Origin of the sequence: Pantoea sp. SIMBA_079 (assembly GCF_046940275.1) — a bacterium.
Lineage (GTDB): Bacteria > Pseudomonadota > Gammaproteobacteria > Enterobacterales > Enterobacteriaceae > Pantoea > Pantoea borealis.
The window spans coordinates 70713-83293 of sequence record NZ_JAWRYR010000011.1; the positions used below are offsets into that span (position 1 = coordinate 70713).

General features: G+C 54.2%; 11 protein-coding genes and 1 pseudogene. 7 read left to right on the forward strand and 5 right to left on the reverse strand.

All coding sequences use genetic code 11. The annotated features are described in order from the left end of the window. Positions 1-66 precede the first annotated feature (66 nt). From SB719_RS14555 to SB719_RS14575, 5 genes and pseudogenes are all read left to right on the forward strand, one after another. Positions 67-354 carry a LysE family transporter gene (locus tag SB719_RS14555; RefSeq protein WP_412159338.1) on the forward strand — a complete coding sequence of 96 codons (288 nt, stop codon included), beginning with the start codon at positions 67-69 and terminating at the stop codon, positions 352-354. A gap of 34 nt (positions 355-388) precedes the next feature. Further along, positions 389-1651 carry a DUF2254 domain-containing protein gene (locus tag SB719_RS14560; RefSeq protein ID WP_412159339.1) on the forward strand — a complete coding sequence of 421 codons (1263 nt, stop codon included), beginning with the start codon at positions 389-391 and terminating at the stop codon, positions 1649-1651. Positions 1652-1741: 90 nt separating this feature from the next. Continuing rightward, entirely contained in the window at positions 1742-3736 is a 1995-nt protein-coding gene (locus SB719_RS14565; protein WP_203025637.1) for a BCCT family transporter, read from the forward strand. 102 nt (positions 3737-3838) lie between these two features. Next, positions 3839-4069 (forward strand): annotated as a pseudogene (locus SB719_RS14570) (DinB family protein); the annotation flags it as partial. A 25-nt stretch (positions 4070-4094) separates the two neighbouring features. Then, on the forward strand, positions 4095-4523 hold the full coding sequence (locus SB719_RS14575; RefSeq protein ID WP_412159340.1) for an ASCH domain-containing protein: 429 nt from the start codon (positions 4095-4097) through the stop codon (positions 4521-4523). Positions 4524-4596: 73 nt separating this feature from the next. On the opposite strand, the gene SB719_RS14580 is transcribed toward SB719_RS14575, so the two are convergent. Then, positions 4597-5166 carry a DsrE family protein gene (locus SB719_RS14580; RefSeq protein ID WP_040113417.1) on the reverse strand — a complete coding sequence of 190 codons (570 nt, stop codon included), beginning with the start codon at positions 5164-5166 and terminating at the stop codon, positions 4597-4599. 211 nt (positions 5167-5377) lie between these two features. On the opposite strand from SB719_RS14580, the gene amyA reads away from it, so the two are divergent. Beyond that, positions 5378-6856 (forward strand): alpha-amylase, encoded by a 1479-nt coding sequence (gene amyA, locus SB719_RS14585; RefSeq protein WP_412159341.1) that lies wholly within the window; start codon positions 5378-5380, stop codon positions 6854-6856. 83 nt (positions 6857-6939) lie between these two features. Next, a complete protein-coding gene (locus tag SB719_RS14590; RefSeq protein ID WP_412159342.1) occupies positions 6940-7623 on the forward strand; it encodes a haloacid dehalogenase type II in 684 nt (227 codons plus the stop codon). A gap of 144 nt (positions 7624-7767) precedes the next feature. Here SB719_RS14590 and SB719_RS14595 read toward each other — a convergent pair whose 3' ends face one another. The 4 genes from SB719_RS14595 to frlA all read right to left on the reverse strand — a co-directional run bounded on the left by SB719_RS14595 (position 7768) and on the right by frlA (position 11898). Continuing rightward, positions 7768-8502 carry a GntR family transcriptional regulator gene (locus SB719_RS14595; protein WP_040113415.1) on the reverse strand — a complete coding sequence of 245 codons (735 nt, stop codon included), beginning with the start codon at positions 8500-8502 and terminating at the stop codon, positions 7768-7770. A 101-nt stretch (positions 8503-8603) separates the two neighbouring features. Next, entirely contained in the window at positions 8604-9389 is a 786-nt protein-coding gene (gene frlD, locus SB719_RS14600) for a fructoselysine 6-kinase (protein ID WP_412159343.1), read from the reverse strand. A 127-nt stretch (positions 9390-9516) separates the two neighbouring features. Beyond that, a complete protein-coding gene (frlB, locus tag SB719_RS14605) occupies positions 9517-10539 on the reverse strand; it encodes a fructoselysine 6-phosphate deglycase (protein ID WP_412159344.1) in 1023 nt (340 codons plus the stop codon). A 21-nt stretch (positions 10540-10560) separates the two neighbouring features. Continuing rightward, entirely contained in the window at positions 10561-11898 is a 1338-nt protein-coding gene (frlA, locus tag SB719_RS14610; protein WP_412159345.1) for a fructoselysine/psicoselysine transporter FrlA, read from the reverse strand. Between the last annotated feature and the right edge of the window lie 683 nt (positions 11899-12581).

Genomic DNA, 12581 nt, shown 5'->3' on the forward strand with positions numbered 1-12581 from the left:
GATTATGGGTACCGCAATGCGCAGCGGCCGGCAGAAAAGCGCGCGGACACACATCCGCAGCCTGTTGTGCGCGACGGTAAACGGTTCCGGCAGGGTGTGCTCATGCACATATTAAATCCCAGGGCTATTCTTACCTGGGTGTCCATTATATCCGTGACGCTGACGCCCGGTGCTGATGCCGGGGTGCTGCCCAACATAATGGGTGGCTGCGCAGCAATCTGTGCTGCGGTATTCTGCAGCTATGCGCTGCTGTTCTCCGCGCCCATGATGGCTGCTCTTTATCAGCGCGTTCAGCGCATGCCCGACGCCGTGCTGGGGATATACTTTCGCTTGCCGGCATACGCCTGCTGCTGAGCCGCAGTTAACCAGTCTGATTACAGGGAAGACGATGTCGAAAACACAATGGTTACTGCGCCGGCTGACAAAACAGCTCTGGTTTCGCAGCTCGCTGTTTGCCGTACTGGCGGTGATCACCGCGCTGGTGGCTATCGCGGTGAAACCGTTTATTCCTGCTTCCGTATCCGGTCTCATCGGCAGTGAAGCCGTGGATGAAATCCTGGCTATTCTCGCCTCCAGTATGCTCGCGGTGACGACGTTTTCGCTGAATATTATGGTCTCAGCCTATAACTCTGCGAGCAGCAGCGTGACGCCCCGCGCCACCAGTCTGCTGCTGGAGGATCGCACCACGCAGAATGTGCTGGCGACGTTCATTGGCTCGTTTCTCTACAGCCTGGTAGGGATCATTGCGCTGGGGATGGGCGCATACGGCACACAGGGGCGGGTTGTGCTGTTCTTTGTAACGCTGCTGGTGATCGCCATGATTGTGATCACTCTGCTGCGCTGGATCCAGCATCTGGCTAATTTTGGCAGCCTCGGCGAAACGTCTCAGCGTGTTGAGCAGGCAACCCGCGCGGCGCTGACTGAACGCTTACAGGATCCCTGTATGGGCGGATCGGCCTGGCAGGGGGAGTTGCCCGCTGCGGCCACACCGCACCCGCTTTTACCCGAGGCGATTGGGTACCTGCAGCATATCGATTTGCAACGGCTAAACGACTGGGCAGACGCGCAGCAGGTGCATCTTTATCTGGCTGCCCAGCCCGGCAGCTTTGTGCATCCGGGCTCGCCCCTGCTGTGGTGCACACAACCGATGTCCGAAGAAGATCAGGACCATCTGCAGCGTGCATTTACCGTGGGTGAACAGCGTTCTTATGAGCAGGACCCCCGTTTTGGCCTCTGTGTGCTCGCAGAAATCGCCTCGCGTGCACTTTCGCCTGCCGTCAACGATCCGGGTACGGCCATAGATATCATTGGCCGTGCTGTCAGATTGTTTGGTCACCCTGTCCCTGCGGCTTCTGATGAGGTGACCTGGCCGCGCATATTTATTGAGCCCGCCCGGATCAGCGATATGTTTGATGATATTTTCAGTGCCATCGGGCGCGATGGCGCTGCACTGGCTGAGGTACATATTCGTCTGCAGAAGGCGCTTCAGGCGCTGGCACAGATTGCACCGCACCGTTACGCCGCTGATGCTCAGCGCCATTCCAGGCTCGCCCTGTCACGCGCAAACGCGGCGATGACCTGCGAAGCAGACAAAGTAGCCGTGGAGCAGGTAGCCCGCTGGTCACTCCCGGAAATAATTTCGCGTAATTAGCCTGGTTTTTAAACACCTGCTGGCGTATCGCTTTTACTCTTCCATACTGATTGTTACATTTGGTCTTCATTCACATTATGCAGGATACTTATGCCAACATCAGAAACGGATATCCAAAAGAAGCGAAGCCATATCAATCCACCGGTATTCTTCACGTCTGCTGCTCTTATTTTTATTCTGGTAGCCTTTGCTGCGCTGTTCCCTGAACAGGCTGATGTGCAGCTTAGCGCCTTGCAAAACTCACTTTTCGCCAACGCCAGCTGGTTTTATATCCTCGCTGTTGCCCTGATTTTACTGACGGTAGCGTACCTGGGGCTTTCACGGTATGGCGATATCAAGCTCGGGCCCGATCACGCGGAACCCGACTTCAGTTACCACTCCTGGTTTGCCATGCTGTTTTCCGCCGGCATGGGCATCGGACTGATGTTCTTCGGTGTGGCAGAACCCGTGATGCATTACATGGCGCCGCCATCAGGCGAGCCGGAAACCGTAAACGCGGCGCGGGAAGCGTTGCGTATCACGTTCTTTCACTGGGGGCTGCACGCCTGGGCAATTTATGCGATCGTGGCGCTGATTCTGGCCTTTTTCAGCTATCGTCACGGACTGCCTTTAACGCTGCGCTCAGCGCTCTATCCGATTATTGGCGACCGTATCTACGGCTGGATGGGCCACGCCGTGGATATTTTCGCGGTGATTGGTACCGTACTGGGCGTGGCCACCTCGCTGGGTTACGGCGTACTGCAGGTTAACGCCGGTCTTAATCACTTGTTTGGTCTGCCGATTAGTCAGACGATGCAGGTGATCCTGATTGTTGTGATCACTGCACTGGCCACGCTCTCGGTGGTGTCGGGTCTGGATAAAGGCATCCGCATTCTTTCAGAAATAAACCTGAGTCTGGCCGTACTGCTGCTGATTCTGGTCGGCGCCCTGGGCCCGACGGTGCTGCTGCTGAAATCCTTTGTGGAGAATACCGGTGGCTACCTCTCAGAGCTGGTTACCAAAACCTTTAATCTCTACGCCTATGAACCCAAATCGAGTAAGTGGCTCGGCGGCTGGACGCTGTTCTACTGGGGCTGGTGGCTGGCGTGGTCACCGTTTGTCGGCATGTTCATTGCCCGCGTATCGCGCGGTCGTACCATCCGTGAATTTGTCACCGGCGTGCTGTTCGTGCCGGCGGGCTTTACGCTGCTCTGGATGACCTTCTTTGGCAACAGCGCCATCTGGCTGATCATGCAGCAGGGCGCTACCGACCTGGCGCAGACAGTGATGAGCGATCAAACGCTTGCGCTGTTTAACTTTCTTGAGCACTTCCCTTTCAGCTCAGTGCTCTCCTTTATCGCCATGGCCATGGTGGTGGTGTTCTTTGTCACCTCTGCGGATTCGGGTGCAATGGTAGTAGATACGCTTGCCTCCGGCGGTACCGATAAGACACCCGTCTGGCAACGTATCTTCTGGGCAGCGCTGATGGGCGTAGTGGCGGTCACGCTATTGCTGGCAGGCGGCATGAAGGCACTGCAAACTGTCACTATCGCCAGCGCACTGCCGTTTGCAGTGATCCTGCTGATGTCAATTTACGGGTTGCTCAAAGCGTTACGCGTAGATGCCTGGAAGCGCGACAGTAAGCAAATTGCGACTATCGCGCCCACGGCTGCGCGCAACCCGATTCCGTGGCAGCGCCGTTTACGTAACATTGCCTACTTTCCGAAACGCTCGCAGGTGAAGCGCTTTATGACGGAAGTCATCTATCCGGCGATGGAGATGGTAGAGCAGGAGCTGGCAAAGCAAAACACCCCGTCGCATACCCGTGCCGATGAAGACGATCGTGTGCGGTTTGAGGTGGATCTGGGACAGGAGCTTAACTTCGTTTACGAAGTCCGCGCGCGTCCCTACCTGCAGCCCGCCTTTGCGCTGGCAGGGATGTCAGGAAGTGACAAAGCGGAGGAACAGAAGTATTACCGTGCAGTCGTCTACCTTAAAGAGGGCGGCCAGGATTATGACGTAATGGGCTGGAATCAGGAGCAAATCATCAACGATATTCTCGACCAGTATGAGAAGCACCTGCACTTCCTGCACATCGTGCGTTAACGTGACTGCATGACAAAAGAGGAGCCTGGCTCCTCTTTTTTATTGCTCTGGTGCTTTTTTTTGCTGCTATGATGAGACTCTGCCTTTTTTCAGGATGAAACCATGAGCAGCACCCTGACCACCCTTCTCCGTTATAAATTGTGGATAGACGCCGCCACCCTGCAGGCGATTTCCGACATTGATGCCGCACAGTTTGCAGAGAAACGTCATCTGGCGTTGCGTCTGATGAACCACGTCTATGTTGTGGACGCTATCTTCAAAGCAAACCTTACCGGTGAGCAGCACGGTTACACCGCACTGTATACCCCTGAAACGCCTGCCGTTGAAGAACTACTCCGGATACCTGAAAGGAATCAATATGACTGAGATAAATGCACTTAAAGCGAAATACCCGCAGGCGCTGAGCCGGGCGTTTGGTGATTCACCTGCCCTGGCGGATACCCTGGCGAAACTGATTACAGAGGGCAGGAAAACCGCCACCTGCGGTTCGCTGGCTGCTTTTCAGAACGATGCTGAAGCGCCGACTGTCGGCAGCTACAGCATTGTCCTGGACGGCCACAATCGACCGGTCTGCGTGGTTCGCATCGTCAGTCTGCAGCTGATACGGTTCTGCGATGTCACCGAAGCGTTTGCCCGTAAAGAGGGTGAAGGCGATCTGAGCCTCCGCTACTGGCGTCAGGAGCACCAGCGCTTTTTTGAAAGCAGTGGCGTTTTTGATGAGCGTATGGAGCTGGTGGCTGAAGAGTTTGAGCGGGTAGAGGTCGTGACCCTTCAGGCCAGCTTTTAAGGCACACGATAGCCGTGTTATTCAGTCTGCTCTTCCCGCGCATCGCTCACCTAAAACAATCAATCAGCAGATGTTATTTATCCTGTCTCCCTCCCTGCGTATCCAGCAACGCATAACCCTGGTTCTGCAGCACGGTCATCGTGGTCAGCGCTGAGGGGGTAGTGATAACGGGTGCCGCGACCCAGTGAGGATCGTAATGATGCCAGGCCAGCGCCTGGCTGCACAGTGTTACTTTAACGCCTGCATCATTCAGGGCTTTAATCAGCTGCAGATTCGGGTTGGCCGCACCGAATAGCTTGTGGTAGTGCTGCTCATCCAGCATAGCGGGCGTGGCGCCGCCATTAACGGCTACTACGGCGTCAATCTGACTGAGCGGCACGCCGGAACGGCCATAAAGGTTGATAACGCGCGCCACTTCATTCAGGCCGGGATTGATATCCGCCGCATTACTCGCTGCCTCACTCACCTTGAAAACCAGTTTGTAGCGCTGCGTGCTGTCAGGCTGAAAAGCCGCATCAGGCGTGTCATAGAGTTTACCGTAGCCGGCAATCAGCGGCGTTCGGGACGTATCCGCATGCGCACTTTGCATCAGGCAAAAAGAGCTGAAAAGAATCAGTGAGCAGGAGGAAAGGTATCGGATCATGTACGCTCCGCGTAAGTCAGTAGCAGGCATCAGGGAGAATCAGCATAAATAAAAAAACGCGGCTGCAAAGTGGCACACCTGCTTTTAGGAGTAATGCACATCCCATGCCGATCCTGCTGTCGCAACAGCAAAAAGTGCGGTGACCGCTGAATAGTCGCGCGCTTTTCCATTCCCGCTCCATAATTCTTTTGACTATAAACGGAGCCCGGCGATGAAAAATCCAACCCTGTTACAGGCATTTCACTGGTATTACCCTGAAGGTGGCCAGCTCTGGCCTGAGCTGGCCGAACGTGCAGCGCATATGAGCGAATCGGGTATCAATATGATCTGGCTGCCACCGGCCTATAAAGGCGCCTCCGGCGGCAGTTCAGTCGGCTATGACACTTACGATCTGTTTGACCTGGGCGAATTTGATCAGAAAGGCACTGTTGCCACGAAATATGGTGACAAAGCGCAGCTGCATACGGCGATTTCCGCGCTGCAGCAGCAGCAGATTGCAGTACTGATGGATGTGGTGGTTAATCACAAAATGGGCGCGGATGAGAAAGAGCGCATTCTGGTTAACCGCGTCGACGATCAGGATCGTTCACAGATTCATGAAGAGGTAGTGGAGTGCGAAGCCTGGACCCGCTACACCTTCCCGGTCCGTGGCGGACAGTATTCAAAGTTTGTCTGGGACTATAAATGCTTCAGCGGTGTCGATCATATCGAAAACCCTGATGAAGATGGTGTGTTCAAGATTGTGAATGACTACACCGGCGAGGGCTGGAACGACCAGGTTGATAATGAACTGGGCAATTTTGATTACCTGATGGGCTCCAATATCGATTTCCGCAACCGCTCGGCGACGGAAGAGATCAAGTACTGGGCGCGCTGGATGCTGGAAACCACCCAGTGTGACGGATTCCGCCTGGATGCGGTTAAACATATCCCGGCCTGGTTCTACAAAGAGTGGATTGACCATGTGCAGGAGGTCTCTGAGAAGCCGCTGTTTATCGTGGCGGAGTACTGGTCATTTGAGCTGGATAAACTGCAGCAGTATATCAATCAGGTTGAGGGTAAAACGCTGCTGTTTGATGCCCCACTGCACATGAAATTTCACGAAGCCTCTAAGCAGGGCAGCAGCTACGACATGAGCCAGATCTTCTCCGGTACGCTGGTAGAAGCCGATCCGTTCCACGCCGTCACTATTGTTGCTAACCATGATACTCAACCGCTGCAGGCACTTGAAGCGCCGGTGGAAGCCTGGTTCAAGCCGCTCGCCTATGCGCTGATTTTGCTGCGTGAAAATGGTGTGCCTTGCGTGTTCTACCCGGATCTTTATGGTGCCAGCTATGAAGATACCGGCAGCGATGGTGAAACGCATAAAGTTGAAATGCCCGTAATCGATAAGCTCGATCAGCTGATGATTGCGCGCCAGCGCTTTGCTCACGGGGTACAGACGCTGTGGTTTGATCATCCCAACTGCATCGCTTTCAGCCGCAGCGGGACTGAAGATGAGCCAGGCTGCGTAGTAGTGATGTCTAACGGCGACAGCGGAGAAAAAACGCTGACGCTGGGAGAAAACTACGCCGGTAAACACTGGCGCGATTTTCTCGGCAATCGCGATGAGACGATTACCACCAACGAACAGGGTGAAGCGGTGTTCACCTGTAACGGCGGCAGCGTCAGCGTCTGGGTTATTGAGTGATACCCGCGCGGGCTGCGCCTCTGGCAGCCCGCACGTTATGCTCTGCAGTAATACGTTTTATGAAAAAAGGTGCACAGATAATAATGAAAGAGGCTACCCTGCTGGTATTTGATGTTAACGAAACGCTGCTCGATCTGACCTATCTGGATACTTTTTTTCTGGATACCTTTGGCGATGCGCAGGTGATACGTCAGTGGTTTGCGGAACAGATCCTGTATTCCCAGACGCTCACGTTAAGCGGTCGCTATGTGCCGTTTGGTGAACTGGCCGTTGCCGTATTAAAGATGGTGGCGACGATCCGCGGGATTGCGCTTGATTCATCACAGATAACGCGTTTTCAGCAAGAAATGGCGGTGTTACCTGCTCATCCTGATGCGCTGCCCGCGCTGGAAAAACTGCAGGCTGCGGGTTTTGAGATGGTGACGTTTACGAACTCATCGGCAGACGCCGGCAAAAAGGTGCTGGCGCAATCCGGACTGGCGTCGTTTTTTTCACAGCAGTTCTCCGTTGAGCAGAGCGGCTGTTTTAAACCTGCTGCGGCCGCTTATCGGAGCGTCAGTGAGGCGCTGGATCGGCCACCTGCTGCGCTCAGGATGATAGCCACGCACGCCTGGGATATTATCGGCGCCATGGCCTGTGGCTGGAAAGGCGCGCTGATCACCCGCCCCGGTAACGCACCGCTGTTGCTGGGTGAACAGCCTGATATTTCTGGTCCCGATTTACCGGCAATAGCAGAACAGATCATTGCGTCAGACAGGCGGGCGTAACACAGCGCTCATGATTACTGCAATGAATTGATGAATGCAGTAATCCGGCGCTGACCGGGCGCGATCGGCAAATGTGCACAAAGCGTATCCCGCGTTAAAAATTTGTCTGACAGAAAAACATTAAGAGGGCCCTGGCCCTCTTTTTTATTTCTGACGCTGATTATCGATAGTCAGGCTAACGCGGTTAGCGCGGCAAAACAGTTCCGAATAGTGCACCGGTTTCGCGTTTTGATCGAAAGCGATTTTACTGATGCGAAACAGCGGCTCGCCCAGTTCACATTTCAGCCTCTGGGCCTCGGCTTTAGTGGCCATAAAAATATCTATGGTCTTCTTATCACTCACCACGCGAGTATCGAATTTTTCCTGAAACAGCTTATAAGTAGAGGCGCCTGCGGTATAAATGGTGTCAAATGCCGGGTAACGGGAGAGCGGGATCCAGGAAATATCGATAAACAGCGGCTCATCATCAAGATACATGACCCGCATCAGGCGAAAAATGTCGCTGCTACCGGGAATATTCAGCCTTTCACAAAATGGATCGGCGTTCATGCACTCCTGTTCGATGACCTCTTCCCGGGTCGGCTTACCCTGGGAAACGCCAAAATCAGTAAAACCGCTTACCGTCAGCAGCGCATTTTCAACCTTTTTACTTTGCACAAAAGTGCCCTTGCCCTGCCAGCGCTGCAGCACACCGTCATTGACCAGATCGCTGATTGCTTTGCGGATAGTGATGCGGCTAACGTTATAGAGCGTGCATAACTCGCTTTCAGTCGGGATCTGCTGGCCAGCCTGGTAAACTCCCTGCGCAATATCATCAAGCAGGCGCTGGCGCACGGTGGCGTAAAGGAGTTGATGTGAGTAGCGCTCCGTAGCTGACATGAATCGACCCTGAAGTTGTAAGAGGAGTAGGGTTGATTATATGGGCCTTTTCGGATGAGTAACAGGCGCTGGCATGGGTAATGTCACGCCAGCGCTGACCCTCACCAGGCACCATGATAGCCAATAGTACGCGCAGCGCACCGGGTACCCTGTTTCATCGCACCCTGCAGCGGCAGATCGTTAGCGATAGCGCACAGGAACCCGGCGATGTATGAATCCCCTGCCCCCATGGTATCTACTACGCTGACGCGCTGCGGCGGCATCTTCCAGAACTGTATGCCGTCCCACGCCAGGCTGCCGTTTTCACCCAGCGTGGCGATCGCCACCCCTGCGCCACACTGCACCACGGTTTGCAGCCGGTCGCGCAGCCACGCATTATCGGTATTTGCTGAGGCAAAAACATAATCAAGATGTTCCGGCAGCGTGTGCCATAACGGGCTTTCCCATTTATCTGCAAAATCAAACGACAGGATTTTTCCCGCCGCTTTCAGTGCGGGAAAAGCGGACTCAGCATGACCCCAAATGGCGGAGTGAATAATGTCAAACTCCATTAGCCACGCCAGTTCCTGCTCACCCACGCTGAAATCTGCCATCACGCCTTCGGTATAGTCACCGAGAATGCGATCGTTATCGCGCAGTTCCACCTGCGTCTGCGCTGTCAGACCGGGCATCACACGCAGCCGGGAAATATCCACGCCATGTTGCGCCAGATCGCGGCGCAGCATGGCACCATAATCATCTTCACCCACCCAACTGATGCAGGCGGGCTGCATCCCGTAACGCGTGCTGTAAACCGCCACGTTAACAGCGTTGCCACCAGAAAACGCTTTACCCAGCCCGGGATAAATATCCACGCAATTATCACCTACCGTTGCCAGCCGTTTCATTGACCCTCCTGTGACAGCCGCACGCGCGCGCCAGCAATGAATGCTGATGTCCGCAGGTAAACATACCCGTTTTCATTCGTATGTCCTTGCTGTGATGCCCGGCCTGCATGGAGACCGGGCGGGGAAATTAATACTCGACGATCCCGCCATAGTAACGGCGATCGTCCGGGTTATGGTCTTTGTAGATGGAGAGGTAGTAACAGAGCCACTCCATCGGGACGAACATCAGGAATGGGGCGAGCCACGGGTGCAGTCCCTGAGCGATTTCGGCATAGTCGATCACGATAACGTTATCGGTACGCTCGCGTACGAAACGGATAGCGCGCTCGGTGGTATGACGGCTTTCGTCATTGCCCAGCAGGAACAGAAAGGGCACGCCCGGCTCTACGATTTCCAGCGGGCCATGGCGGAACTCGCCGCTCTCAATCACCGATCCATGTGTCCAGGTAAATTCCATCAGCGTAACAATCCCCTCTTTGTAACTCAGCGGACGCAGCGGACCGGCGGCTACGGTATAGATCATCGGCCACTGTGAGGCCTGCTCACCAAGCTGACGCCCTTTTTCTTCCCAGGTACGCACCAGATGCCCGAGCGCCTGCGGAAGCTTTTGCAGATCGTTTTTAATTTTGCCGATTTCGGTGTGCGGCGCGAGGCGCGTAATCATCTCCAGCACCACGCTGTAACACAGCAGCAGATGAATTTCCCAGATGCAGTCTGCTTCATACGCCACCACATGCTGCGCAGCCTGATTAACAGGACTGTCTGTACGTTTGGTAAAGGCGGCGGTCAGCGCGCCACAAGCCGCGCCCAGCTCAAGCGCCTGAATGACCTCCTCAGTTTTACCGTAATCAGAGACGCCTATTACCGCGCAGCGCGGATCCAGCCGGTGGGGGGTGTTATCGCAAAATTCCCAGCCGGAAAGCGCATAAACCTGAAGGCCGGAGAAACGATCAGCCAGATGCTTTGCCGTCTGCGCTGCATTCAGCGGGGAACCGCAGGCGACAAAGTAGATGCGATCGACGCCACGTTTGATCATTTCATCAACAAGGGCATGTACGCGGGGAACGTCTTTCTCAAGCACCTTCTCCACTTCACTGACCATGTTTTCAGTTACCAGGAAATCCACCGTGTTTTTATCAATATTCAGCATGCAACAACTCTCCAGACAGGGTTAAGAAACGTGAGCCAGACGGCGGTTGCGCTTTTCCCAGAAGGCGTAAGCGGGCAGACCGGTGGCGATAACAATCAGGGCGCAGATCAGCCCCGGAACTGGCGCCCACACAAAGGTGGAGGCAACAAGAATTAAGCTTGAAGCGATAGCGGCAAAGGTCATCAGGCCGAACGCCGGTGTGCGCCACAGTGGTTTATAGTCTTCACGTTTGCGACACCAGATAATCGAGCCGAAGGTCAGGGTGTTTTTGAAGCACATCACCAGCGTGAAATAGCCCAGCAGGCTGGTCAGGTCAGAGACAAAAATAAAGAAGATGCCGAGGGCGCACTGCAGGATAATAGAGACATCCGGCGTGTTGTATTTTGGATGTACATGCCCGAAGCTTTTGAAAAACAGGTTATCTTTCGCCATCGCATATTCGAGACGCGGCTGATACATCACACAGCTGGAAAGTGAGCCAAGGATCACGATGATGGCAGTAATGGCGACAAAGATTCCCGCCACGCTGCCGAGCGCCGGAATATACGTGAGTGCGTCGGAAATTGGCGTTGCCGAGACGGCAAGTTTATCGAATGGCATCAGCCCGGTGATCACCAGCGCCAGCAACGAATAGAGCACTAATACCAGTAAACAGGAACCGATCAGCGCACGCGGCATGGTTTTGCCGGGGTTTTTGATCTCTCCGGTCATATAGCAAATAGAGGCCATGCCGGTATAGGACCAGCTGGTAGCGGAAATCCCGGCCAGCAGCGCCATTATTCCTGCCGTCGTACCGGAGGTTGCGGTGGCCGGTGCGTTAAAATTATCCCCTTTTAGCCAGAACACGCCGATGCCGATGACAATGGCAAACGGAATGATTTTAGCGATGGTGATCAGCGTCTGAAAGGTCGCGCCGCCTTCAACCGAACGCAGATGCAGCAGCATAAACGCCAGAATCAGACCGGTGGCAATGAGTTTCCCGGTGAACGGGTCGATCGGTATCAGAAAGGCCATATTACCGACAATCGCCAGCGCCATGATAGAGAGCGACGGCGCGTCATTTGCCCAGAAGCTGGCCCAGCCGGAGAGAAATGCCAGCGGACGGCTGCCCGCGTTTTTCAGATACACATAGTCCGCGCCGTTTTCGGGATACGCGGTAGAGAGCTCCGCATAGACACACATCTGCGGAATAACAATCAGTCCGCCAATCACGAAAGCCAGCACCGTGAGCCACGGCGAGCCTGCTGCCTTTGCTACTTCACCAACCGAAACGAAAATACCGGAACCGACGGTCGTTCCGACGGAAATGGCCAGCACGGCCCAAAAGCCGAGCTTGCGTTGGAGTTCCTGGCCTTCCATATCGTTACCTTTTAATTATTAAATGGAGTTGTAGGGTTCAGTACGCCTGAATGAAGGCAGCAGGTCACCGCACGATCTTAAGCAGAAAGTGTGAGATGGCGTGTTGCTGATTTTCATTATGAGATGACGCATAACGAATATAACAACATATAATGAATGTTACTGGCGAGGTAGATCACAAAATCATCATCTGGAAACAGATAGTTATGTGATTTTCAGATAAGTGGTTGAAATTAATAGCTTAAATATCCAACGTTCATGAAAACGGCAAAAAGAACGAGAAAAGGAAGCGGGGCTTGATGACAGGGTTTGCGTTTTTCAGCCTGAACCCTAAGCTCCTGAATGCTTCCTGATAACAGTCAGTGGAATAATGTTGATATCAGGTGTAATCAGAAACGTAACGCTGATGGCCGGGCTGAATATGTGACAATCCTTTTCCTGTCAGGCGCTTTATTAGTTACAGCACCCTTTTACCTGTTCCACTCATTCCGGCCCTGCGGGCCGGGCGCGGCGGCGGGTCAGGAGGGGCAACTCTGTTTCAGATCTGCGCCTGAGGTTGAAAGGGTCAAAGAGGGGGCTGTGTGCGTCAAACCGGCACCGGTTAGTGTTTCATGTTAAGGGATGCTGTAACTATTCAGGACGTATATTCAGAGTTATACAGTTGTGATTTGCCGCCGGCCGGA